Source organism: Yokenella regensburgei, from assembly GCF_003634235.1.
Lineage (GTDB): Bacteria > Pseudomonadota > Gammaproteobacteria > Enterobacterales > Enterobacteriaceae > Yokenella > Yokenella regensburgei.
The window spans coordinates 875804-899895 of record NZ_RBIZ01000003.1; the positions used below are offsets into that span (position 1 = coordinate 875804).

Annotated in this window: 30 protein-coding genes; 29 read left to right on the forward strand and 1 reads right to left on the reverse strand. The window is 54.5% G+C overall.

Going from position 1 to position 24092, the window contains the following annotated elements; all coding sequences use genetic code 11:
* The first annotated feature begins 1 nt into the window (after position 1).
* The 23 genes from sseE to C7387_RS04480 all read left to right on the forward strand — a co-directional run bounded on the left by sseE (position 2) and on the right by C7387_RS04480 (position 16901).
* Positions 2–433, forward strand: a complete 432-nt coding sequence (gene sseE / locus C7387_RS04370) for a type III secretion system effector protein SseE (RefSeq protein ID WP_120816157.1) — start codon at positions 2–4, stop codon at positions 431–433.
* Positions 434–450: 17 nt separating this feature from the next.
* Complete coding sequence (locus tag C7387_RS04375) at positions 451–885, forward strand: SycD/LcrH family type III secretion system chaperone (protein WP_006820330.1); 435 nt, start codon at positions 451–453, stop codon at positions 883–885.
* Between the two features lie 29 nt (positions 886–914).
* On the forward strand, positions 915–1724 hold the full coding sequence (locus tag C7387_RS04380) for a hypothetical protein (RefSeq protein ID WP_244922340.1): 810 nt from the start codon (positions 915–917) through the stop codon (positions 1722–1724).
* Entirely contained in the window at positions 1718–2464 is a 747-nt protein-coding gene (locus C7387_RS04385; RefSeq protein ID WP_120816158.1) for a pathogenicity island 2 effector protein SseG, read from the forward strand. The genes C7387_RS04380 and C7387_RS04385 overlap by 7 nt, the downstream gene beginning before the upstream one ends.
* A gap of 56 nt (positions 2465–2520) precedes the next feature.
* The gene (gene sctF / locus C7387_RS04390) at positions 2521–2736 is read left to right on the forward strand and encodes a type III secretion system needle filament subunit SctF (protein ID WP_006820327.1); all 216 of its coding nucleotides are present in this window, start codon (positions 2521–2523) and stop codon (positions 2734–2736) included.
* A 26-nt stretch (positions 2737–2762) separates the two neighbouring features.
* Entirely contained in the window at positions 2763–2978 is a 216-nt protein-coding gene (locus C7387_RS04395; protein ID WP_244922341.1) for an EscG/YscG/SsaH family type III secretion system needle protein co-chaperone, read from the forward strand.
* An 18-nt stretch (positions 2979–2996) separates the two neighbouring features.
* On the forward strand, positions 2997–3272 hold the full coding sequence (gene sctI, locus C7387_RS04400) for a type III secretion system inner rod subunit SctI (protein ID WP_120816160.1): 276 nt from the start codon (positions 2997–2999) through the stop codon (positions 3270–3272).
* Positions 3269–3988 carry an EscJ/YscJ/HrcJ family type III secretion inner membrane ring protein SsaJ gene (gene ssaJ, locus C7387_RS04405; RefSeq protein ID WP_120816161.1) on the forward strand — a complete coding sequence of 240 codons (720 nt, stop codon included), beginning with the start codon at positions 3269–3271 and terminating at the stop codon, positions 3986–3988. Before sctI ends, ssaJ begins: the two co-directional genes overlap by 4 nt.
* Before the next feature lie 32 nt (positions 3989–4020).
* Positions 4021–4575 (forward strand): type III secretion system domain-containing protein, encoded by a 555-nt coding sequence (locus tag C7387_RS04410; RefSeq protein WP_120816162.1) that lies wholly within the window; start codon positions 4021–4023, stop codon positions 4573–4575.
* On the forward strand, positions 4557–5231 hold the full coding sequence (gene sctL / locus C7387_RS04415; protein ID WP_006820322.1) for a type III secretion system stator protein SctL: 675 nt from the start codon (positions 4557–4559) through the stop codon (positions 5229–5231). The genes C7387_RS04410 and sctL overlap by 19 nt, the downstream gene beginning before the upstream one ends.
* Positions 5218–6201: a TyeA family type III secretion system gatekeeper subunit gene (locus tag C7387_RS04420; RefSeq protein WP_120816163.1), complete on the forward strand. Its 984-nt coding sequence runs from the start codon at positions 5218–5220 to the stop codon at positions 6199–6201. Before sctL ends, C7387_RS04420 begins: the two co-directional genes overlap by 14 nt.
* 55 nt (positions 6202–6256) lie before the next feature.
* Positions 6257–6625, forward strand: a complete 369-nt coding sequence (locus C7387_RS04425) for a hypothetical protein (RefSeq protein ID WP_006820320.1) — start codon at positions 6257–6259, stop codon at positions 6623–6625.
* Positions 6625–8670 (forward strand): EscV/YscV/HrcV family type III secretion system export apparatus protein, encoded by a 2046-nt coding sequence (locus C7387_RS04430; protein ID WP_120816719.1) that lies wholly within the window; start codon positions 6625–6627, stop codon positions 8668–8670. The genes C7387_RS04425 and C7387_RS04430 overlap by 1 nt, the downstream gene beginning before the upstream one ends.
* Positions 8666–9979 (forward strand): EscN/YscN/HrcN family type III secretion system ATPase, encoded by a 1314-nt coding sequence (locus C7387_RS04435; protein WP_420855514.1) that lies wholly within the window; start codon positions 8666–8668, stop codon positions 9977–9979. The genes C7387_RS04430 and C7387_RS04435 overlap by 5 nt, the downstream gene beginning before the upstream one ends.
* Positions 9979–10350 (forward strand): hypothetical protein, encoded by a 372-nt coding sequence (locus C7387_RS04440; RefSeq protein WP_120816165.1) that lies wholly within the window; start codon positions 9979–9981, stop codon positions 10348–10350. The genes C7387_RS04435 and C7387_RS04440 overlap by 1 nt, the downstream gene beginning before the upstream one ends.
* Positions 10340–10705, forward strand: a complete 366-nt coding sequence (locus C7387_RS04445) for a hypothetical protein (RefSeq protein ID WP_006820316.1) — start codon at positions 10340–10342, stop codon at positions 10703–10705. Before C7387_RS04440 ends, C7387_RS04445 begins: the two co-directional genes overlap by 11 nt.
* Positions 10686–11690, forward strand: a complete 1005-nt coding sequence (locus C7387_RS04450; protein WP_120816166.1) for a YscQ/HrcQ family type III secretion apparatus protein — start codon at positions 10686–10688, stop codon at positions 11688–11690. Before C7387_RS04445 ends, C7387_RS04450 begins: the two co-directional genes overlap by 20 nt.
* A 59-nt stretch (positions 11691–11749) precedes the next feature.
* Positions 11750–12397 (forward strand): type III secretion system export apparatus subunit SctR, encoded by a 648-nt coding sequence (gene sctR, locus C7387_RS04455; RefSeq protein WP_120816167.1) that lies wholly within the window; start codon positions 11750–11752, stop codon positions 12395–12397.
* On the forward strand, positions 12394–12660 hold the full coding sequence (locus tag C7387_RS04460) for an EscS/YscS/HrcS family type III secretion system export apparatus protein (RefSeq protein ID WP_006820313.1): 267 nt from the start codon (positions 12394–12396) through the stop codon (positions 12658–12660). The genes sctR and C7387_RS04460 overlap by 4 nt, the downstream gene beginning before the upstream one ends.
* A complete protein-coding gene (locus C7387_RS04465; protein ID WP_120816168.1) occupies positions 12657–13430 on the forward strand; it encodes an EscT/YscT/HrcT family type III secretion system export apparatus protein in 774 nt (257 codons plus the stop codon). The genes C7387_RS04460 and C7387_RS04465 overlap by 4 nt, the downstream gene beginning before the upstream one ends.
* Complete coding sequence (locus tag C7387_RS04470; protein ID WP_120816169.1) at positions 13423–14472, forward strand: EscU/YscU/HrcU family type III secretion system export apparatus switch protein; 1050 nt, start codon at positions 13423–13425, stop codon at positions 14470–14472. The genes C7387_RS04465 and C7387_RS04470 overlap by 8 nt, the downstream gene beginning before the upstream one ends.
* Before the next feature lie 105 nt (positions 14473–14577).
* The gene (locus C7387_RS04475) at positions 14578–15405 is read left to right on the forward strand and encodes a DUF1460 domain-containing protein (RefSeq protein ID WP_120816170.1); all 828 of its coding nucleotides are present in this window, start codon (positions 14578–14580) and stop codon (positions 15403–15405) included.
* A gap of 74 nt (positions 15406–15479) precedes the next feature.
* Entirely contained in the window at positions 15480–16901 is a 1422-nt protein-coding gene (locus tag C7387_RS04480) for a protein kinase family protein (RefSeq protein ID WP_120816171.1), read from the forward strand.
* A gap of 81 nt (positions 16902–16982) precedes the next feature.
* Here C7387_RS04480 and C7387_RS04485 read toward each other — a convergent pair whose 3' ends face one another.
* Positions 16983–18191 (reverse strand): coiled-coil domain-containing protein, encoded by a 1209-nt coding sequence (locus C7387_RS04485; protein ID WP_120816172.1) that lies wholly within the window; start codon positions 18189–18191, stop codon positions 16983–16985.
* 242 nt (positions 18192–18433) lie between these two features.
* On the opposite strand from C7387_RS04485, the gene C7387_RS04490 reads away from it, so the two are divergent.
* From C7387_RS04490 to C7387_RS04515, 6 genes are all read left to right on the forward strand, one after another.
* A complete protein-coding gene (locus tag C7387_RS04490) occupies positions 18434–18970 on the forward strand; it encodes a fimbrial protein (RefSeq protein ID WP_006820307.1) in 537 nt (178 codons plus the stop codon).
* Between the two features lie 54 nt (positions 18971–19024).
* Positions 19025–19582, forward strand: coding sequence for a fimbrial protein (locus C7387_RS04495; RefSeq protein WP_006820306.1), 558 nt, complete (start codon positions 19025–19027; stop codon positions 19580–19582).
* Positions 19582–22098 carry an outer membrane usher protein gene (locus C7387_RS04500; protein ID WP_120816173.1) on the forward strand — a complete coding sequence of 839 codons (2517 nt, stop codon included), beginning with the start codon at positions 19582–19584 and terminating at the stop codon, positions 22096–22098. The genes C7387_RS04495 and C7387_RS04500 overlap by 1 nt, the downstream gene beginning before the upstream one ends.
* A gap of 88 nt (positions 22099–22186) precedes the next feature.
* Positions 22187–22939 carry a fimbria/pilus periplasmic chaperone gene (locus tag C7387_RS04505; RefSeq protein WP_006820304.1) on the forward strand — a complete coding sequence of 251 codons (753 nt, stop codon included), beginning with the start codon at positions 22187–22189 and terminating at the stop codon, positions 22937–22939.
* A 5-nt stretch (positions 22940–22944) separates the two neighbouring features.
* A complete protein-coding gene (locus tag C7387_RS04510) occupies positions 22945–23565 on the forward strand; it encodes a fimbrial protein (RefSeq protein ID WP_006820303.1) in 621 nt (206 codons plus the stop codon).
* Between the two features lie 10 nt (positions 23566–23575).
* Complete coding sequence (locus C7387_RS04515) at positions 23576–24082, forward strand: fimbrial protein (protein WP_050812363.1); 507 nt, start codon at positions 23576–23578, stop codon at positions 24080–24082.
* The last annotated feature ends 10 nt before the right edge of the window (positions 24083–24092 follow it).

The following is a 24092-nucleotide window of genomic DNA, read 5'->3' on the forward strand; positions in this document are numbered from 1 at the left end:
TATGGACGAAATAGCGCGACTGCTGCGTAAGGAGGGACTGGTTCCGCGTTCTGCCTGTTTGCCCGGCTGCGGGTTGCTGCTTGGGCAGCAGGTGGAGCGGTATCCCTACCGTCTCGTCTACCGTATCGATGAAGATAACCTGATCCTGTGCAGTTTTCATCGCGTACCGGACAGTCAGCCCCGGCCTTCATCGCTGGTGGCGCTATGGAGGATCCTCCGCCGCCTGTTTCAACAAGTCTCGTGGCTGCGTGCCGTCAGAATGCTGGTGATAACCGATGTGTGGGATCGCCTGCTGGCGATGCAGCGCCATCAACTGGTGCGGCTGTTGTACAAGCTGGGGGCGGTCATGGTGTTTCACAACGGCGAGAGTTGGCTGGAAATAACCGCCGATACGCTACGTAACCATAGAAAGCGACGTTCACCCCACTACTGAATGAGCTGGAGAAGAATATGGAACCGACATCTCTTGAGCAGACGCTGTGGCACGACCCGGTTATCAAAAAGGCGCTGGAGCTCTCCCCGGACGAGGTTTATGCCAGAGGTTATGCCGCCTGGCAGCAGCGGGATTACGATCGTGCGCTGGTGGATTTTTCCTGGATGGTGATGACTCAGCCCTGGAGCTGGCGCGCGCATATTGCACTTGCTGGCGTGCTGATGATGCAAAAGGAATACGTGCTGGCGATGAACTACTACGGCTACGCGCTGATGCTGGACGCCTGCCATCCCGAGCCGGTGTATCAGATAGCGGTTTGTCTGAAAGCGATGGGTGAACTTTCTGAAGCCAGAGTCGCGCTGCAGACCGCGTTGACGATGAGCTACGAAGATCCTTCTTATAGCACGGTGCGCGCCAATGCAGAGCAGATGCTGAGTCAGCTTCTGGCATAGCGTACCCGGGTGAATCGATGGGGAACAACATGCTAAGAGTAGATAACTATTCCCGCTTGCCTTCACTGACAAGTGCTTACAGTGACGATCCTGAAGGTCATGATGCCGACGTTACCCGCCCTGTATTGCTTCCGCCAGGTGCTACGCGACCGATTCTCGCGACGCCGCTGAGTGAGGAAAGCCAGCTTAAGCGACAGGCTTATACCGGGTATTTTATCCAGCACCTGGTGCGTTTTACCATGTCCAGCGTCTCATTCGGGCTGTCGTTAGCGGCGGCGGTACTCTCCGGCGGCGCCGGGATCCCTCTTGCCGTTGTGACCGGTACCGCCATGATTATTGCGGCAGGGGATGCGTGTTGCGCGTTGTATAACCTGATTCAGGTGCGTAACGACCGCGAACCGCTGAAAACGGGAAATGATTCTATCGTGCTGGCGACGAAGACGCTGATGACGACCTGCGGTATGAGCGACTCACATGCGGAAACCGTCGGTGACGTCGCTTCCTGTGCATTCCGCATTGGCATTGCGCTCTCCTCTATCTTTTTACCCTCCGCGCATCTGCCGGGAAGCACCGCCCATACGCTTTCCAGTATTTCGTCAGGTATCACGGCGGTGCTCACCATCGCAGGCGGTGGGATTGACATGTACACCGCACGGGTTGAGCGCATGCAGGGCAGTATTACCCCATCAGCCACTCCTGCGCCTGCCGTGGTCGAGGCTGACGAAAAGAGCGCTACTCTCAGTCAGGAAGAGCTCCAGAGAATGGTTGATTCAGTGGTTGCCTGCTATGAGCGCTATCGGGCACAGCGGCACGCACCCACGGTCAGCCCGGCATGGTAGATATTGGTCGCACTGGTCATGGAGTGGCGGTCAGTGCAGAAGTGCAGCAGATGGTGCGGGAGATGGTCGAGGGGTTGACGGTTCCGGTTTTACCCGCACCGCAGCAGGATGCCGCGAATAAGGAAGCTGAAGACGCCTGCAAGCAGGGGCAGAAGAGTATGCTCGCCAGACTGACTGAACGGGCGGCAAACATGATCCCCGCAGGCCTTTTCAGCTGGCAGAGCGTGGTGCTGGGAGGGCAGATTTTGTGCTGTGGTGCGGGGATCGTGCTGGCGGTATTCAGCGGTGGCTCGGCACCGCTGCTGCTGCTCGCCGGGTTTGGCCTGGCCATCGCCATTGCCGATATTGCCTGCCTGATTTATCACCGCAAGCATGGCTTGCCAATGGGGCACGACAGTATCGGCAACGCGGTGTACCTCATTGCGCACCGTTTTTATGACGCGAGCAAGAGCCAGAGTATCGCCGGAATGGTGTCTCTGGGATCACGTGCGTTACTTACGGCAGCGGTCGTCGGTCAGCCGTTTATGATGACCTCCGTCGGCCTGAGCCTCCCGATCTTCCGCCCGGTGAGCAATGCCGCCTGGGGAACGCTGGCATTTTTGCGCTTCGGGGCAGCAGGCTGTCCGGTAACCGGACAGCAGGTGAGCGTACCCTTTTTCCGCCTGCTGGCTCGTCTGTTTCCGCCAACGGACAACCCGGCAGAACCGGCCGTCACTTTCAGGCCATCACCTGATAGGTAACCGCGCCATGGCGGGCATAATCGAAAGCGTAACGGCTCGCGTAATCGGAGGTAGCAATGAACGTTGAGCAGCTTGTTGACAGCTTATCGCGCCTGGCGCATCAGGCCGGGCAGGCGATTGAGGACAAAATGAACGGCCAGGACATCTCAAATCCGGAGGCCATGCTCAAAGCCCAGTTTGCCGTACAGCAGTACTCCACTTTTATTAACTACGAGAGTGCGATGATCAAAACTATCAAAGATATGCTCAGTGGCATTATCACCAAAATATGATGCTGACGGAGAAGGAGAGGCGGCTGGTGGTCGAGGCGGCCTTTGCCGGAATAAACCACGGTCTGCAACGACAAGTCCGTGCCATTCTGCCAGCGCTACCTTTGCTGGTTGAGAACACCAGCCTGCAGGCGTTATGCCGCGCGGTGCTGCTGGCCGGTTTGAACGAATCCGCCCTGGCGCGCCAGGCGCTTGCAGACGTTGCCCTTCCAGAAGCTGAAACAGTGAAAACCTGGATTAAATAAGCTTAACAGGAGTGACTGATGAGTGCGATTAACAGCGTAACCGCGATGGATGTTGCCTCCATGGCCGCAGCGCCATCGACAACCGCCGTACCCGCGCCGGATGGCGAGCAAATTTCCGCCTTCAATAAATTACTCTTTGCCGGTACGCCGCAGGGGGATGTGGGCAGTCTGACCCCCTCTCAGATGCTTGTGCAGCAGGCCACGACGCTTGGGGCGACCGTAGGCGTGGACCTGGGCGCTAAGGTGGCCGGTGCAGTTTCCCAGTCGGTGAATAAACTGGCCAATATGACATGAAGTCTCTGCGTCTGGCTCTGATCCTCGGGCTGGCGTTACTGCTGACAGGCTGCCGCGTTGAGCTCTACAGCGCGCTGCCCGAGGACGATGCCAATCAGATGCTGGCGATCCTGATGCAGCACCATATCGATGCCGATAAGCAGCCCGAGGCCGGGGGCGTTACGCTGCGGGTGGAACAATCGCAGTTTATCAACGCCGTTGAACTGCTGCGCCTGAACGGTTTTCCACGGCGCAGTTACGTTTCGGCGGAAACCATGTTCCCCCCGAATCAACTGGTGGTATCGCCCGCTGAGGAGCAGCAAAAAATTGTTTTTCTCAACGAGCAGAGAATTGAGCGGATGCTGAGTCAGATGGACGGGGTGATCCACGCCGATGTGACCATTGCTTATGGCAGTGCCAACGACGACGGGTCAGTTGGACCGGCTTCCGTGGCGGTATTTATCAAGTATTCACCGCAGGTCAATCTTGAAGCTTTCCGGGTGCAGATAAGCAACCTGGTTGAAAAGTCTATCCCAGGCGTGCAGAAAGAGCATATCGGCATTCTGATGCAGCCAGCCGAGTTTCGTATGCAGAGCATGGCTAACGCGCCAACGGCCACCCCGTGGAGGACAATCGCGTGGATAAATCTACATCGCTGGGCATTGATACCCCCGTTGCTGCTGGCAATGCTGCTGCTGATTTCTCTGATGCTGATAGTCTGGCGCAAAAGAGGCTAGCCGTCCGGATCCCCGATGAAGCCCTGTTACGGATGCATCGTTATCTGTGGACACCCGCGCGCTACGCCCACCCTCGTTGGCTGACACGGCTTGGCTTTGCCCCTGCGGCGAAGTGGCGCTACGGGGCCAACCCACCGCTCGACCGGTGTCTGAATCAGGCACTGCAGGTACGCAGAGGAACGCCGCGTCTTCCTGTCACGCTTAGCCTCCGGCAGCAGCGCATGGTTCAGCTTGCTCCTCGTCTTCAGGCCTTTGCGCTGGGCACGGGGCTGCTGGTACTCGGCTGCAACGACTATTTTCTGCTGCCGGACTACCGGCGGGCGCTATTACACCTGCTTGATGACGGGCTTATCTGGCAACTGTTCGGACTTTGCCAGGGAAACCACCGTGCCCTGTTTTCGCCGACACAGACGGTTGAAATTGCATTGCAGTTGGGCACTGCCGTACTGACCCGCGCCGCACAAAACGATCCTGTGCTGCATGCGCTGCTGATTACGCTTGCGCCCTGTGAACGTGCGTTATGGTTGCCGATACCGGCGCTGGCGATGAATTTACTGGAGCGAACGCTATGTGCCGACTTCCGCTGATTGAACTTGCCGCGCCACTGCCGGGCGGGCGCATTATCCCGGCAGTACAGTTAACGGCGCTGCTGCAACAGGCCGCCTGCATACGTCGTGCGGACCTTGAGGCAAAAGGGATAGTCAATGCGGCCCGGCGCAAAGCCGAGGGCCTCATTCAGCAAGCGAAGAAAAACTGCCGCGAGATGGAGGCCTCCAGGCAGCGTGAGTCCCGCGCATGGCAACGCGATACGCTCAGGCGCCTGGAAGTCCGCTGGCTGCGAAAGCACGTCATTCGCCTGTTGGGTGATGAAGCCCAGGAGCGGGCGCTGGTCAGCGCGGTATCGGGTCGCATTCATCACTGTATTGAGCAGGTATTAAGCGCCTGGTTTGAACAGCAACCCCCGGACAAAACGCTGTGCGCCCGGCTCGCGTTGCAGGCAGAACAGATGGCGAATGAGGGGGTGTTGACCCTGCAGTGCCATCCTGACCTTCAGCAGAGCATGCGGGAGGCGTTCGGCTCGCGCTTTGTGCTGCTTGCGGCCCCTGAGCTACCCCGGGACAGCGTGGTTTTAGCGTCGTCACAGCTGTCGGTGGCGTTCTCGCTCGAAGGCCATTTTCAACAATTGTTGCAATGGCTGCGCCCGGGCTGCCCGGAGACAGGAGAGCAGGATGAGAGTCTCTGAGACGGCCGCGCTACAGAATCATGACGCCAGCCTGCGGGAACCGCAGGTGCCGGTAGAAGATGCACCATCACCGATGGCGCAGGCGCTTATTGAGCTTGAAGAAACCTCCGGCAGCGCGCTCATAGAAACGCTCGAAGACATGGGGATGGCGCTGAGCGGACGGCTCAAAGATTTACAGCAAGCCGATCTCAAAGAGCGGCTGGAGCAACGGCAGCAGGCCTTGTTGCGGATGGTGCAGAGGATGCAGGAGCAGGCGGGCGGGATCCCCGCTCAACTGACGCAACCACATTCCGGTTCACCCCTTGGCCAACAGCTGTTGGGCGTTGCGGCGCTACTACTCGCTGAAAAAGCAAATAGCAAAAGACGTAAAGCGCTGAGCGAGAAGCTTGCTGAACTGATGAGCGAGCAGGGTTGGGAGATATCGCTGTTTGGCATGCTGGAGCTGGGACAGGTGAGCAAAGGCGCGCTGGCGCAAATCAATCGTTTATTCCAGCAGGCAATGGACGAGGAGGTTGCCTCATTAGCCGAGTGGTTTCAGCGCATCATGGACTGGCCGGACCGTCGCCAGCGGCTGAGGGTGCTGCTGCGCATGATGGCCTTTGAGCTTTCCGCCTGCGTTGTCGGCTCCCAACAGCAGCGGCTGGCGGGGGTGCTGGTACGCCTGCGCCGCTTATTGCTGTTTTTGGGGCTTGAGCAGGAGTGCTTGCGAACCGAATCCGCGTGCGAGATGGCTTCAGGAACGCTGCTTCCGTTGCTTATCGAGATGACCAATGAAAGCTGGCTGTTTGATGAATGGCTCGCGCCACGGCTGGCGCAGCGGACCGCGTCTGTGCGTTTATACAACCGACTTTTACAGCATCTGGATGCGCTGTTCTCGCTGATGCCCGAAGCCTGTTTTAACGATGAAGATCAGCGTGAACAAATTCTCGCCGTACTGCGCAGTATGAAGGGAGATCGGGCTATCACCTGATTACCTGTGCGCGCCTTATCTGGAACTCTGTAGCCCTACGCAAGCGGGAGGTCGTATGGCGTTAGACCGAGTGACAGAGCTTAATATTCTGCTGTTTATACAGCTAGCCGAACTGCCCGCGCGCCCAGCCGCCGCCGGGATGTACTGGCAGGGCGAGCGGTTTCAAACCTGGCTTAGCTGGCAGGATGGCCGACTCCACATGAGCCAGTGTATGCCGCTGGCTCCCTATGATGACAACCTGCTGTTACTGGCGCTTCAGCGCTGGAAGCCCGCTGACTTTGCCGGTATTCCACAGCGTATTTTTCAGCTGCGTGGTTCCCTTGCGATGAGCTGTTGTCCGGCAGTCGATAGCGCGGCGGAACTGTGGCTGCGGGTGCATCGCCGGCAGCAAGCTTTTCTGGAGTCGCTATGCAAATCTCAATGATGAAAAGCATGAGTATGCAAGGTCTGCAGAAGGGGCTCGCCGCCTGCGCCGGGCGTCAGGATATTATTCTGGCGGTGGTGCTGCTGATTGCTATCGTGATGATGATCCTGCCGTTACCGACGTTCATGGTGGATATCCTGATCGCTGTTAACATCGCGTTTTCGGTCATTTTGCTGCTGATTGCCATCTACATCAATGACCCGCTGGATCTGTCGGTTTTCCCTTCTTTGCTGCTGATTACCACACTGTACCGGCTGTCATTGACCATCAGCACCTCGCGGTTGGTTTTGCTGCAGCACGATGCGGGCAACATCGTGGATGCCTTCGGCCATTTTGTGGTGGGGGGAAACCTGACGGTGGGGCTGGTTATTTTTACGATAATCACCATCATCCAGTTTATCGTCATCACGAAAGGGACCGAGCGCGTAGCCGAAGTCAGCGCCCGCTTTTCGCTCGACGGTATGCCTGGAAAACAGATGAGCATTGATGGCGATCTGCGGGCTGGGGTGATTGACGCGGTTCAGGCGCGGCACCTTCGCCAGCAGGTTCAGCAGGAGAGCCGCTTTCTTGGCGCCATGGATGGGGCCATGAAGTTTGTAAAAGGCGATGCGATCGCCGGAATTATTGTGGTTCTGGTCAATATTATCGGTGGCATCATCATCGCCGTGGTGCAGTACGACATGCCGCTGGGTGATGCGGTACAAACTTACAGCGTGTTATCGATTGGCGATGGGCTGTGCGGGCAGATCCCTTCGCTGCTTATCTCACTGAGCGCCGGAATTATCGTCACCCGCGTGCCAGGGGAGAAGAAACAGAATCTTGCCAGCGAATTAACCACCCAGCTTGGTCGACAGCCGCAGGCGCTGATGCTGACGGCCGCGGTCCTGATTTTATTCGCCCTGATCCCCGGTTTTCCCTTCCTGGACTTTTTTGTCCTGGCGGCGTTCACCGCGCTGCCGTTCTTTTTATTCTGGCGTCGCTCCAGGCACACACAACACGATATACCGCAAACGGGAGAGATGAGTGAAGACCGGATGCAGCCTGGAGCCAGGCCGTTAACGCTGCACGTGATGCCATCGCTCAATACCGGCACGCTGGCCCGGGATATTGATGCCTTACGTTGGATGCTTTTCGAAGAGTACGGTGTGCCGCTGCCGGAAATCACTATCAGGCCAGATAGCCGGGACTACGTGCAGGGGATGTCGGTGCTGATCTACCAGGAGCCGGTCTTTTCATTCGCCATCCCCGAGAGCGCATACCTGCTGCTGGAGCCTGATAAACAGCCGGGGTGCGAAGTACAACCGCTGCCGGACGGGATGGGAAGTATCGGCTGGTTGACAGCAGAGGCCGGAAAAAAAGCGCAGAGCATGGGGCTCGCGATTGCCGAGGGAAACCAACGCATCACGGCATTGCTCCGCCAGGTCCTGTTGCGTCACATGGCGGAGTTTATCGGCGTGCAGGAGGCACGATACCTGATGGATGCTATGGAGAAGCGCTATTCGGAGCTGGTTAAAGAGCTGCAGCGGCAGCTGCCGATAAGCAAGATTACGGAAACCCTTCAGAGGCTGGTGGCAGAAAGTATTTCGATCCGCGATTTACGCACGGTCTTTGGCACCCTGATTGAATGGGCGCCGCGTGAGAAAGATGTGCTGATGCTGACCGAATATGTGCGCATGGCGCTGCGTCGGCATATTTTGCACCGGCTGCAGCCGAACGGTGAGGCGCTGCGCGTCCTGCGCGTGGGGGAAGGAATCGAAAACCTGATCCGCGAGTCTATCCGTCAGACTTCGATGGGGACCTACGCGGCCCTGAGCCTTGGGCAAAGTTCGCGCATTCTGAGCTTAATTCAGGAGGCACTGGCAGAGCACGGTGAGTTGAACATTGTGACCTCGGTCGATGCTCGCCGCTTTCTGCGCAAAATAACGGAAACGGGGCTGTTTAATGTTCCCGTACTCTCCTGGCAGGAGCTGGGAGAAAACTGTGCGGTACAGGTTGTGCACAGTATCGATCTTACACCACAGGAGCTTGCCGGTGACGATGATTAAAGCCGAGGTGCTGGCCGCCATTGAAGAATCGCTGACGCCGCTGCGGGACGTACCACAAGGTTATCTGAAAACCGGGCGCTTATTGCACGTTGGTGCGACGCTGCTCAACGCGTATCTGCCAGGTGTTTTTATGGGTGAGGTGTGTTGCCTGTTGCCAGAAGGTGCGCTGGCGGAGGTCGTTGGTATCGACGGCGCGACGGCGCAGCTTTCACCTTTTGCCAGTACCGCAGGCCTGTATTGTGGACAGCAGGTGCGATCCCTGGGGCGGCGACATCGTGTTCCGGTGGGGGAAGATCTTTTAGGGCGAGTGCTGGACGGTATGGGATTACCTCTTGATGACGGCCCCGCCCCGCAGGGGCCCTGGCAAGATTACGATGCACCGCCACCTTCGCCGCTGCTGCGCCAGCTGATTGAGAAGCCGATGCTTACCGGGATCCGCGCCATCGACGGGCTTTTGACCTGTGGTGAAGGACAGCGGATGGGGATTTTTGCGGCAGCGGGGGTGGGGAAAAGCACCCTGATGTCGATGCTGTGCCGCAGCCCGGATAGCGACATCAACGTGCTGGTGCTTATCGGTGAGCGTGGTCGCGAAGTGCGTGAGTTCATTGAGCAAACGCTGGGTGAAGAGACCCGACGGCGCTGCGTAATGGTGGTTTCAACGTCCGACCGGCCCGCGCTTGAACGCATGAGGGCGCTATGGGTGGCGACCACCATCGCCGAAGCGTTTCGCGATCGTGGCAAGCGAGTTCTGCTGTTTGCCGATTCCTTAACCCGCTACGCCCGCGCCGCCCGCGAGATAGCGCTCGCCGGTGGCGAAGCTGCAGTTTCCGGCAGCTATCCTCCCAGCGTTTTTGCGGCATTACCACGGCTGCTCGAACGGGCGGGTAAGGGCACCCTCGGCAGCATTACCGCGTTTTACACCGTACTGGTGGAAAGCGACGACATGAATGAACCGTTGGCCGATGAAGTGAGGTCGTTACTCGACGGCCACATCGTACTTTCGCGCCGCCTGGCAGAAGCGGCCCACTTTCCAGCCATTGACGTGTTAGCTAGCCTGAGCCGCCTGATGCCGATGGTGGCCAGCGGTGAACACCGGGCGTTGGCGAACGCGAGCCGGCAGTTGCTGTCAGTGTATCGCGACGTGGAGCTTCTGGTGCGGATAGGTGAGTTCGTGCGCGGAGAAGATCCTCAGGCCGACCGGGCGGTAGACCGCTATTCCGATATTTGTCACTTCCTGCAACAACAGAGTAATGAACCATGCAATCTCGACGAACTGCTGGCGCAAATGCGTTATTTGACGGACATCTGATGCTGAATTGTTTACTCAGGATCAAGGACCGTCGCGAGGACCGCCTGCGACGGCAAATGACGGAGTTAACGCTGCAGCGTCAGCAAACGGAGCAGTTGGGTTTTCAGTGCCAGAGCCGTCGTAAAGACCTGGCGCAGGCGCTCAATCAGCTCCTTCTCTGGTCCGGTACGTTGTCCTCAGGCGAACTGATGGCGCAGAAACAGGCTATGAATAATTTATTTCATGAGGAATACGGCCTGGCGCAGCAGCAGCGCCTGCTTGCGGATGCACAAAAACGGCTACAGGGGCAGCTTAGTGAGCTGCAGCGGGAGCTGGTGAGCGTTCTGAATAAAAAAGAAAAACTAAGGAGTCTGCTGAGCGATGAACGTTAACCGAACGGAAGGTTGCCTCTGGCACGCCAGACAGCCTGAACAGGACAAACGGCAGCCAACGGAAACTACCCGGTTTATTCAACTCATGGCGCAGGTGGCGCCCGTGCCCGACCGTAGAACGGGAAAGTCTGCGCTGAGACAGCAAAAACAACGCTACCGGCTGGTGGGCGGCTCCGTGGCGGGGCTTATTTGCGAGATTGAAACGCGGGAAGGTAAAACCTTTCTGACGGTGCTGGTGCCTAAGCGCGATTTATGCCGCCAGCTGAAGCACTTTTCCACCTGGCTGAACGCCGGGCTGCTGGCCGCCGGGCACAACGTTGCGCTGGAGGTGGTGTATGACGCGGATCTCTTCTGAAGAGAGCATTCTTGCCGGGATGTTGCAAACGGAAGGGAGGGATCTTGGAGCTCTTCATGTTACGGCACAGCGCTGGACCGACAGCCCGCAGGGGAGACTGTTTTCAGTCACTGCCGAAGATACGCCGTGCGGCGTCTGGTTAGCCGAAAGCGACTGGCAGCGGTGGTGTGAAGGGACCCTGGGGACCGCTTCAGAGCAAGACGTCGACGCCCAACTGCTGGCGGGCGTTGCGCTATGGGGTCTATCGCCGCTGTTGCAGGCAAGCGGCGCGACATTACACAACGGGCCGGGAGAACCGCGCCGTTGTAGCATGCTCAACCAGTACGTTGCGCTGGTATTTGCCTGGCAGATTGACGGCTACACGTTCCGCTGTGTGCTGTTTGGCTGGCCCACCACCTGGTTTCGCGCCATTGCCCGGCAGGTCGGCCCCGGCATCCGGCCAGTGCGTTTATTGCCGCCGGTGGCGTTCGCCTGTTACGCCGGCTGGTGTCAGGCCTCGATGCACGAAATGGCAAGCATTGGCCCGGGAACAGGGTTGCGGATGAGTCCTTTCGGCCGTCCGCGCGAGGGTGAATTGGTTGTACTACTGGCGACGGGAAGTGCAGCGCGTATCCGAATCGAAGAGGGGGGAGATGTGAAAATTGAAGCGTTGGTCAATGATATGGAAAGCCTGTTGGCCGAGGACAGCGATCGTGCGGGTTCTGCCTCGCCCTTGTCGTATCACCTGGACGCCCTGCCGCAAAAGCTGCTGGTAGAGGTAGGACAAATTGATATCGCCCTTGGCACGTTGCGGACGCTACGCGAAGGGGACCTAATTGCGACCGAAGCCAGGCTCTCACCCGACGTGAAGCTAAGACTCAATGGCCGCGTGATAGGCGAGGGTGAACTGATCGCCTGCGGGGAGAGTTTTCTGGTGCGAGTCACCCAATGGTTTGTACATCCGTCTGACGCTCAGAGCATTGGGGAGGATACGGTTAATACCTGATAGAGGGCGCGGCATGGCGCGGCTATAACTGATTTATCGCCGTATAAACAGGACAGATCATGCCTTTACCTGACTCTCCCTGGCAGCTGATAGCGCTGCTGTTTTTACTCTCTCTGCTACCGCTTGCCATCGTGATGGGGACCTCGTTCCTGAAGCTGGCGGTGGTGTTTTCGATTTTACGCAATGCGCTGGGTATTCAGCAGGTGCCGCCCAATATGGCGCTCTATGGCCTGGCGCTGGTGCTCTCGCTCTTTATCATGGCGCCGACGGTGATGGCGGTAAAAGCCGAGTGGCATCCGACGAAAGAAGAGGCGACTTTACCCTGGTTACAGGGCTGGGACAGCCACGCGCTTGGCCCTTACCGTCAGTTTCTGCAAAAAAATTCCGATGAAAAAGAGGCGCATTATTTTCGTCATCTGATAGCCAGCACATGGCCGGAAGAGGCCCGGCGTCGCGTTAAGCCGGATTCACTGTTGATCCTGTTGCCCGCCTTTACCGTCAGCCAGCTGTCGCAGGCGTTTCGTATTGGTCTGCTTATTTATCTGCCGTTTCTGGCCATCGATCTGCTGGTATCCAACGTCCTGTTGGCGATGGGGATGATGATGGTGTCACCGATGACCATCTCTTTGCCGTTCAAATTATTGATTTTCCTGTTAGCTGGCGGCTGGGACCTGATCCTTTCTCAACTGGTGCAGAGCTTTAGATGACGGATGCCAACCTAACCCATTTCGTTACAGAGCTGCTGTGGCTGGTGCTCATGACCTCATTGCCGGTAGTGCTGGTCGCATCGGTCGTCGGGATTGCGGTGAGTCTCCTTCAGGCGCTGACTCAGATTCAGGATCAGACGCTGCAGTTTATGATCAAGCTGCTTGCCGTGGCCTTGGTTATTATGGCGACCTATCACTGGCTGGGGGGGCTACTTCTGGCCTATACCCGTCAGGTGTTTTTGCAGACGGGTATGCACGGGTGACGCTTTCACTCAGTGACGGGCTGGTCACCGTGGCGCTGGCGATGATGAGACCGCTTGGGCTAACGCTGCTTTTCCCGCTGTTGCAGACCGGTAATCTCGGCTCGACGCTGATCCGCAACGGAGTGCTGCTGGCGATAGTGCTGCCGGTACTACCGGTTTTTTATACTCAACCGGTGATTCACCAGGGATGGTCATGGCTGAGGGTGATCCCAGGCGAACTGGTCATTGGTTTGATGCTGGGATTTTGCGCCGCGATCCCCTTCTGGGCCGTCGACATGGCGGGATTCCTGATTGACACCCTACGCGGTGCCACAATGGGAACCGTGTTCAACCCGGCGATGTCGGTACAGACGTCGATTTTTGGCCTGTTGTTTAGCCAGTTTCTGTGTGCGCTTTTCTTTATTACCGGGGGATTCAGTCAACTCCTGACGGCGTTGTACGGTTCTTACCACTATTTACCTCCCGGCAAGGCGCTGGCTTTCAACGTACCCTTTTTACACTTTTTGCTGGCGCAGTGCCGCGTGTTGTACCAGCTGTGTCTGAGCTTTTCTCTGCCTGCGGTGCTCTGCATGATGCTCGCGGACCTGGCGCTCGGATTGCTTAACCGGTCCGCTCAGCAGCTCAACGTGTTCTTCTTATCCATGCCGGTGAAAAGTGCGCTGGCGCTCTTGCTATTGCTGCTCTCCTTGCCGTACGCCTTCCACCACTATCAGCTTGAGAGTGAAACGCTTTACCGGCATGTGAGCCAGTGGTTAGCCAGCCATGAGTGAAAAAACCGAGCAGCCTACCGAGAAAAAGAAGCGTGATAGCCGCCAGGAGGGGCAGGTAATCAAAAGCCTGGAGATAACCTCCGGTGTCCAGCTGCTAACAATACTGGCTTTTTTTCATTTTTTTGCCGATGAAGTTGTGCACCAGATTGCTGAGCTGATGTTGCTGGCTTCACGACTCATCAATCAACCCTTTGAATATGCCTTCAGCCTGTTAACGCAGGCATTGCTGCGTGCAGGAGGCGAATTTTTTGCCCTGTTCGGCGGTATGCTGGCGGCGGCAACCATCGTAAGTCTGGTTGCGCAAGTCGGTTTTATGCTTGCCACGAAGGCGGTTGGCGTCAAAGGTGACAAAATTAACCCAGTCAATAACCTTAAACAGATTTTTTCCGTGCACAGTCTGGTGGAGCTGTTTAAATCCTGTCTGAAAGTCATTTTATTGTGTCTGATTTTCATCTCTCTTTTCCGCTATTTTTCGACAACGTTTCAGGCACTGCCGTACTGTGACGCGAGCTGCGCGATCCCACTTTTCACGATTATGATCCGCTGGATATGGTATGCATTGCTGACGTTTTACGTGGTTCTGGGTGTTGTTGATTATGCCTTCCAGACGCACAACACGATGAAACAACAGCGAATGAGTAAGGAGGATGTCAAACAGGAAACTAAAGATATTGAAGGTGACCCGCAGGTTAAAAAACGGCGGCGTGAAGTACAACGCGAAATGCAAAGCGGCAGTTTAGCGCAAAACGTGAAGCAGTCTGCGGTGGTTATTCGCAACCCTACGCATATCGCCATTTGCCTGGGCTATGACCCTGTCGACACGCCGATCCCTACGGTGCTCGAAAAAGGCGTAGAGGCGAGGGCAGCACATATTGTCGCTCTCGCCATCAGGGAGTCTGTTCCTGTGGTGGAGAATATTGCGTTGGCGCGCCAGCTATTTTTTAGCGTCAAAGCGGGTGAGGTGATCCCTGAATCCCTGTTTGAACCCGTTGCTGCTTTGCTGCGTATGGTACTGGAGCTTGATTACGACGCTCATGTGTAACGGAATATCACTGTGGCCTTCAGTCATCTTTATCAGGTTATACCCTGATATCTGCGGCTCAATGACCGGTTTACTATCGGCACGTGTTAAATAGATGAATCGGTAATGATGATGCGCAGTTTTTATCAGGAGAAAGTTATGTTGCGATACGGATTTTTATTGGCATCACTCTGTTTTACGTCATACGCAATGGCCGATGCGGCTAAATACAAAACCGTCATCGACGGGTATAGCGCGCGAAAAGTGGATGAAGTTATCCAGGGCGAAGTGTTGCCGAACGCCAAGGCAAAGCAGGGTGATTTGATAGGCCTTGTTTCATCGACGTTCCTGCAGACTCCCTACCAGGGTGAAACGTTGATCGGTTCTCAAAATACGCCGGAACAGTTGGTTGTCAATCTCAGGGGCGTCGACTGTTTTACCCTGGTGGACTATGTTCAGGCCCTGACGAAAAGCGATACGCGTAAAGCGTTTCTTCGGCAACTGGTAAAAACGCGCTATGTTGATGGCAAAGTGAGCTACCTGACCCGCCGTCATTTTCTGTCTGACTGGTTCGCCACGTCGCCACATAATGCGCGGGATGTTACACCGGAGATAAGTCCCCATTATCTTACGGCTGAAAAGCACCTCAATCTTAAACCGGGGGGAGGGGAATACATCCCGGGACTGGGTATTATTACCAGAAAGATAAACTATATACCGGGATACGCTATCGACCGCTCGGTACTTGAACGCCTGCACAATGGCGACTATGTCGGTGTTTATTCGCCCATGCAGGGGCTGGATGTCTCTCATACGGGGATTGTGATTCGTGCGGGCGATGCCGTCTGGTTCCGCAATGCTTCCTCGCTGTCTGCAAACCGCAAGGTTGTTGATACCCCCTTCCTTAATTATATGCGTTCAAAACCCGGCATTGTTGTGCTGCGGGCGAATTAGATATAGCTCAGAGATACCTCACCCGTTAATGACTTTATTACAGGCTAATTTGCAATCATGTACTGGAGGGAACTATGTCGGTTGCTATTCCATTTGTTAACGATGTTTGCCATATTTCCAGAGAGCGGATGTCAGACCTTTTACAGGGTAAAGACGTTTATCAGTTCAGTCGTTTTGAAAAATTCATCGATTACTTCAGGCATATATTTACGGGAAAGAGCGCTATTTCGGAATATTATCAGATACACCATTTATTATATCAACATCGGAACCACCCCGAAATATCGCGACCCATGTCATTAGAGATAATGCCACAGGGTAGTGACGTTACCCAGTGGAGGCCGATCATTGGTTTTGTCAAATTAATCGATAACTCAAAACCTGAAGCTGTCAGTCGATATTCAATCGAGGTGCAACAACGAGATGATGGGGTAGCCGTCATTGACATGAAATTTGATGGAATTGTACTGGCGCAGGCTGATTGCTCTGCAGATAACCTGGAGTTCTTAAAGACCTGTCTCTTCAACGATAACAACGGCGAAATCCGTAGCCGCACCGTAGACACTGGGTTCGAGGGGAGCGGCGAAGCGCATTTTTATTCAGCCTTTCAGCACCGGTTAGAAAAACATCTGTCAACGTATGTGGAAGATCTGACGCATTTCAATACGCGGGTTAGTGAGCTGGTCGCTATGCGAGATGAAGCGGATAGCTCAGCCCCGGCAGATATCGATCGGTTTATTGAGAAAATGGCTGCCGAAGGCAATATCACGAAAGAGAGCCTGGTAAAACTTAAGCCTATTGGCAGCGGTAGCTACGGGAGCGTCTATTTGTTTGAAGGCAAATACGCCGTAAAAATCCCGGTCAACAGTACAGGAAACATGATAGATACTCATTCTGCCGAGCACAGAAATGCGCATCCAGAACGCGTGAGCCATTATTTAAATCATGCTAACCACGACCCTGACTTTTCCCGGTATATGCAGATTTCTTTTGATAATAAAAAAATGGAGGTCCTGGTTTCAAAGTACATCAATGGCAAAGTATTTGATATTGGAACTGATGCTAATTATGAGCGCGCCGACAACCTGTTGTATGAGCGAGGGGTGTATATGCATGATTTGAATGTGCATGGCAACATCCTGATTAAAAATGATGAGCTTTTTTTTGTCGATGGAGACCAAATCGTCCTGTCGCAGGAAAAACGCCGGGAACGCCGGGTTTCAGTGGCTACCGAGGCGCTTGAGCAACAAATTCGCGCTAGCTATGAAGTCAAGCTTCACGCTGCGCAGAGGAGTAACAACCTCGAAGATATTGAATATTACTCCAACCTTCTCGACGAACATAATGATTTAATGAATACCACCGTTGAATTACCACGCTATGATAACAGCGAAGTTGCGATGGAATTTGTTTCCAGAGATAGCTTCAGGATGCCCGCGCGTGAGGATAGTTTTTTGGTCAAGAAGACAATAGAGTGGAGTGAAGCGAAAAGGTAGTTGAACTGTTATCAGCGGTTTACGCTGCAAACAAAAATCCACGCCATGGCGTGGATTTTAGCTTCTGAGAAATAGAATGATTTAGCTGTTTTGTTTTATATGGGACTTAAGTTCGTCCATTTTCGCTATGAGCGGGCTCTTCCTGGCTTCTAGCGCAGATATATAGTCATGGCATGATTTAATTTTGCGTGATGTAATTTCATTATTGTTTTCTAATGAGCGAATTGATTTTTGTTTAAAATCAATTCGCTGCTCAATCTCCTGTTTGGCAGAAAGATTGTTTTCAAGTTTAACCTGACTGATATCACTTTTATATTCATTCTTAAGTTGTGATATTTCCCTTTGCAGAGCCTTAATGTTTTTTGGAGCATCACCGAAGTTCTGCATCAGTTTCTGCCACTGCTTGCCCTCATGGTTAGGCACTTTAATGAGATCAGAATATTCACGGCGGCCTTCTTTTAAATCGTAGCCGAAGTTCTTGATGGCATATTTATCGCTGCCCAAATGATCACTCCAGCTGGTGGTGCCAAAACCAGTGTCACGCTTATCATAAATATAGCCAGCCTCAGCTTTTTTAAGATCCTGCTCGGCATTGCTTACCCCGTGCCTCCTTGCAAAATCAAGTAGCACCGCGCGACTATTTTCATGCGCGGCAATTTTCTTATTTAATGTACTGATTTCAGCATTTTGTTCGGCCTCGAGCTTACTGATTTTTACTTCAGTATTTTTTAAACGTTCGGCATCTTTGGCCGCAAAGTCTTTCGGTGAGGTATCCTTTAGCGCATCGGCCAGAGGTTTAATCTCATTATGCAGTTTCTTAATTTGTGCATCAGTTTTATCGATACTTCCCTGAAGTTTGGCGATCTCGTTTTTTTCGTGAGAAATATTTTTAGAAATAAGCTGGAGACCATCGGAAAGGCCTTCGATTTCGGCGGCTATTTTTGCATTGTGAGCATTTATTTCATTTTTATGAATGTCCAGCACGACCGGGGCAAGCTTCTGTTGAATATTTTTAAGCTTCTCTTCTTTCTTATCATGCATTTTGGAGTTCTGCGCTTCAAGCTTGTCAAATAACTTACTAAAAGTATCTTTCAACCCGGCAGGATCTTTTGGGTATGATTCCATTTTTGTCATTAGCAGCTGGCCGACCTCAATTTTATCGCATTTATTGAGGATTCTGTTTAGCGTGTTGACATCACCTTTATGAATGCGTTTGTCACTGTCGTTAAGTAAGTTTTTATAGGCTGAAATGAAGCTGTTTTGGTCGCGTACGCTTAATGAGTTAGACATGATTTAGTTCCGGGTGTCGATTTAGTAGATAATTTAGCAATGTGCTAAATCGTATGACTCTCTCCAGAAAGTTTCTTCTAAAAAACGCTTTTTATATATTTCGCTCGTGGGCGAAATTGAGGCGATTTTTGATATAAGTGATTAGAGCACTAACGTAAATTAGAATATTCCCGTTGCGCAGTTGTGGTAACGAGACTTCTTGTGACGAACGCTAGTTAAGAAACTTATAAAGGAATGAGTAAATGCAATTAACCAAATTGGTTTGGGTCTTTGGTATGGGGGCTGCCGTACTGGCAGGCCAGGCACAGGCAAGCGATCAGGGCCACGGCACGGTTAAGTTTACCGGCAGTATTATTGATGCTCCATGTTCAATTACCCCTGAAACCATTGAGCAGACCGTCGATTTGGGCGAAATCTCCAATAAATCGCTGCTCAACGGCGGAAAGTCCAACCCACGTCCGTTTGATATCAAACTGGAAAGCTGCGATCTCTCGGGGCTTACGGATAAAACCGTCACCATTACCTTTACCGGACCGGAATCCAGCGCTCAGCCCGGCTATTTGGCTATTGTCGGCAGCAGCGCCAGCGGGGCTGCTATCGGTATTACCAACGATGAGGGCACCAACATTCCGCTTGGGACCGCCAGCTCCGCGACAAAAACACAGCAGGGTGATAACACGCTAACTTACTCCGCCTACCTCAAAGGAAATGGCGGGAGCACAACGGTCGTGCCGGGATCCTTCACCTCGGTTGCCAATTTTACTTTGGCCTATCAGTAAGCACGCAGCAGGCCTTCTGCGTTTTTCTATACGGTTTTCGTTTGTGAGATACCTATGAATAGCAGTGCTTCGTTTGTAGTGCCCTCTCTGCTGGTGTGGTTTGTGCTATCCCTGATCTCTTCAGGTGTGCTGGCGAAGAATGCGGCGGATCAGGGACATGGAAAGGTAAGCATGCAGGGTTCGATCATCGACACGCCCTGCGCGATCGCCGTGGCCAGTCGGGAACAGGTGATCGATCTGATGACTATCCCACTAGAACAAGTGATTCGTGACGGTGCTGGCCCTTCTAAGCCATTCAGTATTCATCTGGAAAATTGTGCCTTTGAGCAATTGATCCCTAACCAGCAGGACTGGTCGCATTTCATGGTGACCTTTGATGGCCCCGTTACTGACGGCGAGCTGTTTGCGCTCCACGGTGGCGCTCGAGGTATCGGGTTAGAGATTTCTGATGCAACAGGAAACCGTATGCATCCCGGCATTGCTTCGCAGGCGGGCCTGCTGCAGCCCGGCGCCATGCGCCTTGATTACTCACTACGTTTGGTGGGCAACCATCAAAAACTACGGGCCGGGGCTTACTCCACTACCGTGCGTTTTAAACTGGATTATTTTTGATGAGGCAGGTTTTATATCACGCCGGTGCAGGGCTGCGCCGTTGTCCTGTAGCGCTGATGGTAGCGCTGGCTTTTCAGGGGGCAAAGGGATACGCGGCAGAGGCAATAGAATTCAACACGGATGTCCTGGATATTAGTGACCGTTCACACATCGACCTTAGCCAGTTTTCTCAGGCAGGGTACATCATGCCGGGTAAGTATCAGATGGTTATCCGTCTGAACAAAGCCGAGCTGCCGGAGCAAACGTTAGCGTTTATTAAACCGGACAACGATCCTCAGGGCAGCCAGGTGTGCCTTACGCCACAGGTCATTGCCCAACTGGGATTAAAAGCTTCTGCTTTGCGCGATCTTATGTGGTGGCACAGCGGGCAGTGTCTGGATACCGTGAGCCTGCCGGGGGTAACCGCGAGGGCCGATCTAGGCGAAAGCGCGCTCTACTTGAACGTTCCCCAGGCGTATCTGGAATATACCGCCGACAACTGGGATCCGCCCGCTCGCTGGGATGACGGTATTGCCGGGGGAATTTTTGATTACAACCTTAACGGACAGTCGTCGCGTTTTACCGGCGCGAGCCGAAGAGATGTCCAGTCGCTTAGCGGCAACGGAACCACGGGGTTTAACCTGGGGGCCTGGCGTTTTCGCGCCGACTGGCAAGGGCAGTACAACCATACCCGTGGCTCCATGAACAACACGCAGCGTGACTGGCAGTGGAGCCGGTACTACGCCTGGCGGGCAATCCCCTCGTTAAAATCGAAGCTGATGCTCGGTGAGAACTACCTCAACTCCGGCATGTTCGACAGTTTCCGCTACACCGGAACCAGTATGGAGTCTGATGACAATATGCTGCCACCAAATCTGCGCGGCTACGCGCCGGAGGTCGTCGGCGTGGCAAAAACCAACGCTAAAGTGACCGTTAGCCAGCAGGGCAGGGTTATCTATGAAACCACGGTCGCCGCCGGGCCGTTTCGGATTCAGGATTTGAACACCGCCGTTTCGGGTACGCTGGACGTGAAGGTTCAGGAACAGGATGGCACTTCGCATAGTTTCCAGGTGGATACGGCAAGCATTCCCTATCTTACGCGCCCGGGCAGCGTGCGTTACAAGCTCGCCTTCGGTAAACCTTCGGATTACCGGCACGATAGCCAGGGGCCGGGGTTTGCCACCGGCGAATTCTCCTGGGGCGTGAATAACGGTTGGTCATTGTACGGCGGGAGTTTGCTGGCCGACGACTATCACGCGCTGGCGGCAGGAATTGGCCGAGATTTGCTGGCGTTAGGGGCGCTCTCATTTGACGTTACCCAGTCCCATGCGGAACTGCCAAGGGACAACACCAAAACGGGCGGCTCGTGGCGTCTTAGCTATTCCAAACGTTTTGACGAATATGATAGCCAGGTCACCTTTGCAGGCTACCGCTTTTCTCAGCGCGATTTTATGAGCATGAGCGAATATCTGAACGTGCGCTATCACGGCATCGTTGGTAACAACAATAAAGAGTTGTACACCATCGCTTTCAATAAGCAATTCCGCAGTCTGGGCCTAAGCGCTTATGCAAACTATAGCCACCAAACCTACTGGAATCGCCCGGATAACGATAGTTATAACCTCTCCCTATCGCGCTATTTCGATGCCTGGCGTTTTAAAAACGTCAGCCTCAACCTGTCGGCCTATCGAACGCTTTATAACAACACCAGCGATGACGGCATGTATCTCAGTCTGTCATTGCCGTGGGGGAACAGTAGCACGTTGAGTTTCGACAGCCAGGCGGGCAGCACGGGTAATAGCACCGCGGTGGGGTATTTCGACCGCCTCGATAGCAATAACAGCTATCGTGTTAAGGCCGGTGCGGGCAGCAGAGGTAATGCCGTTGGCAGCGGTTACTTCACCCATCAGGGGAATAGCGCGGAAATGAGCGTCAACGCCAGCTACGAAGGTAGCCGCTATCACTCCGTCGGCCTTTCAGCTCAGGGCGGCATAACCGGCACCACGGAAGGCGTTGCGTTACACCGTGTTAGCACAATGGGGGGGACGCGGATGATGCTCGATACCTCAGGCGTCAGCGGCGTTCCGGTGCGGGGATACGGCGGTGTTACTGAGACTAACCGATTTGGCAAAGCCGTCGTCTCGGACATCAGCAGCTATTACCGAAGCAGCGTTAGCGTGGACGTTAACAAGCTGGCGGATGATGTTGAGGCTACGCGCTCGGTGGTGCAGGGCACCCTAACTGAAGGCGCGATCGGTCTGCGTCGCTTCGGCGTTATTGCCGGGGAAAAAGCGATGGTCACCGTCCGTCTTGCGGACGGCACTACGCCGCCGTTTGGTGCGGTAGTGATGGGGCTCGGCGGTCATCAGGCTGGGATCGTTAACGATGGCGGCCAGGTTTGGCTAACCGGGATGAACGCCGGAGAAGCGATGCGCGTGGTATGGGACGGGAAAACCCAGTGCGAGCTGAGTCTGCCGAAACCGTTGCCCACGGCTACCGATAATCTAATGCTGCTGTGCCAAAGCGTACGGGCTTAAGCCACCTGCAATCAGGCAAAAGCCTGAATGACAATTCGTTTGCCGTGCATGACGGCACGGCGACATCTTGCAAAGCGAGTTTCAATAGATGAAAAACTATTCTTATTTGACGATGACCTCCACCGCCCTGATTGCCGTCCTGGTCAGCCAAAGCACGTCGGCGGCCATTGCTCTTGATCGCACCCGTGCCGTGTTTAACGGTGCAAATAAATCGATCAGTTTAAATATTACCAACCAGAATAAAATGTTGCCCTATCTGGCCCAGGCATGGGTAGAAGATGAGCAAGGTAACAAAATCACCCAGCCTCTGACCGCGCTTCCGCCGCTACAGCGAGTAGAGCCGTTGGCAAAAGGCCAGGTGAAACTGCAGCTGATGGGGGATCCCAGCACGCTGCCTCAGGATCGAGAGTCGCTGTTTTACTTTAATCTGCGTGAAATCCCGCCCAAAAGCACGAAAGCCAATACGTTGCAGATTGCCCTGCAGACGCGAATCAAGCTGTTCTATCGGCCTGAATCCATTGAAATCAATAGATCCGAAGGCGAAAGCGTGTGGCAGGAAAAAATCACGCTTAAGCGAGAAGGCGATAAATACCGCGTTATTAATCCTGGCCCCTATTACGTGACCCTGGCCGGGGCATACGAACGCTCGGATAGCCCCCCGATTGCCGGCTTCGATCCGGTGATGATTGCCCCTCGTTCAGATGCTTTGTTGAACATCAAGGCATCGACGCTGGGACAGAAACCGATGCTGGCATGGATTAACGACTACGGCGGGCGGCCGAAGCTTATCTTCAACTGCGCGGACAATGTTTGCCGGGTCATCGGTAGTAAAGCCGGGTGAGGCTGATGGAGAAGCAAAACAAGTGGAATTACCACGCTCTGGCAGGGTGCAACCGCGTTGCCAGCGCCCTGGCATTGGCGCTGGTGCTACCGACGACGGCTTGGGCTCTGCCCGACAACTGGAACGTTGAAGGCGTAAATGGGGCACTGCATATTACGGGTGATTTTGTTGAGGGGGCATGTCGCCTCGACATGACTTCTCAAGCTCAGGAAGTCAGTCTCGGCAACGCATCGACCCAGGCGCTTCGAAATCCGGGCGATCGCGGTGAGCCGGTAGCCTTTACGCTGAGGTTACGTGACTGCGTGCGCAGCGGGTCAGAGATGCTCAATACGCGGAGCGGGAACAGCAGCTGGGATCCGCTTCAGCCGGCTGTCAGCGTGACTTTTTTGGCCCCGGCAGATGCCGACAGCCCCGAGCTGGTGCAGGTGAACGGCCTCACCGGGCTGGGGTTGAGGATCGCCGACAGCGCCTGGCGTGACGTGCGATTAGGCGAGCGTACGCTGCCGCAGTTTGTCACCCCGACCAATGATGCGCTGGTCTACTACGTGCAGCCCGAACGCACTTCTGCTCCGTTAACGGCGGGGACATGGCAGGCTACGGTCGGCTTCAGACTGAATTATGACTAAGGATCCAAAGATGATATTTGCCCGATGGGGAGCCATAGCCCTGTTCGCAATGACGGGAATGCTGCTGGCGGGTGATACGGCAGCCGCGGGCTCCAGTAATTTAGATGTTCGTATTACCGGCACGGTGGTGGCGACTGCATCATGTACTTTTAGCGGAACTGACCCGATTAAGGTGGAATTCGGGGACGTCTATATCAATGAGATTATCGGTGAGGCCTATAAACAGCCCGTTCCCTATCAGGTGTCCTGCAAAGGCGATCCGGACGGCAAAACGCTGCAAATGCAGATTGCCGGTAGTGCTGCCAGCTTTGATGGAAAACAGCTAAAAACCGATGCCAGCGGGCTTGGCATCAAATTGCTTAAAGGAAGCGAAACGCTGTCGGTAAACCAATGGTTCAACTTCGATAACGCTAGCCAGCCTTTGCTGTACGCCGTACTGGAAAAACAGACCGGCGCACGTTTTCAGGACGGACAGGCATTCAACGCCAGCGCCACGTTAAAAGTGGCTTATAACTGAGGCAATCAGG

Coding starts and splice junctions, on each gene's coding strand:
- sseE (WP_120816157.1), top strand. CDS start 2: ATGGACGAAATAGCGCGACTGCTGCGTAAGGAGGGACTGGTTCCGCGT.
- C7387_RS04375 (WP_006820330.1), top strand. CDS start 451: ATGGAACCGACATCTCTTGAGCAGACGCTGTGGCACGACCCGGTTATC.
- C7387_RS04380 (WP_244922340.1), top strand. CDS start 915: ATGCTAAGAGTAGATAACTATTCCCGCTTGCCTTCACTGACAAGTGCT.
- C7387_RS04385 (WP_120816158.1), top strand. CDS start 1,718: ATGGTAGATATTGGTCGCACTGGTCATGGAGTGGCGGTCAGTGCAGAA.
- sctF (WP_006820327.1), top strand. CDS start 2,521: ATGAACGTTGAGCAGCTTGTTGACAGCTTATCGCGCCTGGCGCATCAG.
- sctI (WP_120816160.1), top strand. CDS start 2,997: ATGAGTGCGATTAACAGCGTAACCGCGATGGATGTTGCCTCCATGGCC.
- ssaJ (WP_120816161.1), top strand. CDS start 3,269: ATGAAGTCTCTGCGTCTGGCTCTGATCCTCGGGCTGGCGTTACTGCTG.
- C7387_RS04410 (WP_120816162.1), top strand. CDS start 4,021: ATGCATCGTTATCTGTGGACACCCGCGCGCTACGCCCACCCTCGTTGG.
- sctL (WP_006820322.1), top strand. CDS start 4,557: ATGTGCCGACTTCCGCTGATTGAACTTGCCGCGCCACTGCCGGGCGGG.
- C7387_RS04420 (WP_120816163.1), top strand. CDS start 5,218: ATGAGAGTCTCTGAGACGGCCGCGCTACAGAATCATGACGCCAGCCTG.
- C7387_RS04425 (WP_006820320.1), top strand. CDS start 6,257: ATGGCGTTAGACCGAGTGACAGAGCTTAATATTCTGCTGTTTATACAG.
- C7387_RS04430 (WP_120816719.1), top strand. CDS start 6,625: ATGAAAAGCATGAGTATGCAAGGTCTGCAGAAGGGGCTCGCCGCCTGC.
- C7387_RS04440 (WP_120816165.1), top strand. CDS start 9,979: ATGCTGAATTGTTTACTCAGGATCAAGGACCGTCGCGAGGACCGCCTG.
- C7387_RS04445 (WP_006820316.1), top strand. CDS start 10,340: ATGAACGTTAACCGAACGGAAGGTTGCCTCTGGCACGCCAGACAGCCT.
- C7387_RS04450 (WP_120816166.1), top strand. CDS start 10,686: ATGACGCGGATCTCTTCTGAAGAGAGCATTCTTGCCGGGATGTTGCAA.
- sctR (WP_120816167.1), top strand. CDS start 11,750: ATGCCTTTACCTGACTCTCCCTGGCAGCTGATAGCGCTGCTGTTTTTA.
- C7387_RS04460 (WP_006820313.1), top strand. CDS start 12,394: ATGACGGATGCCAACCTAACCCATTTCGTTACAGAGCTGCTGTGGCTG.
- C7387_RS04470 (WP_120816169.1), top strand. CDS start 13,423: ATGAGTGAAAAAACCGAGCAGCCTACCGAGAAAAAGAAGCGTGATAGC.
- C7387_RS04475 (WP_120816170.1), top strand. CDS start 14,578: ATGATGATGCGCAGTTTTTATCAGGAGAAAGTTATGTTGCGATACGGA.
- C7387_RS04480 (WP_120816171.1), top strand. CDS start 15,480: ATGTCGGTTGCTATTCCATTTGTTAACGATGTTTGCCATATTTCCAGA.
- C7387_RS04485 (WP_120816172.1), bottom strand. CDS start 18,191: ATGTCTAACTCATTAAGCGTACGCGACCAAAACAGCTTCATTTCAGCC.
- C7387_RS04490 (WP_006820307.1), top strand. CDS start 18,434: ATGCAATTAACCAAATTGGTTTGGGTCTTTGGTATGGGGGCTGCCGTA.
- C7387_RS04495 (WP_006820306.1), top strand. CDS start 19,025: ATGAATAGCAGTGCTTCGTTTGTAGTGCCCTCTCTGCTGGTGTGGTTT.
- C7387_RS04500 (WP_120816173.1), top strand. CDS start 19,582: ATGAGGCAGGTTTTATATCACGCCGGTGCAGGGCTGCGCCGTTGTCCT.
- C7387_RS04505 (WP_006820304.1), top strand. CDS start 22,187: ATGAAAAACTATTCTTATTTGACGATGACCTCCACCGCCCTGATTGCC.
- C7387_RS04510 (WP_006820303.1), top strand. CDS start 22,945: ATGGAGAAGCAAAACAAGTGGAATTACCACGCTCTGGCAGGGTGCAAC.
- C7387_RS04515 (WP_050812363.1), top strand. CDS start 23,576: ATGATATTTGCCCGATGGGGAGCCATAGCCCTGTTCGCAATGACGGGA.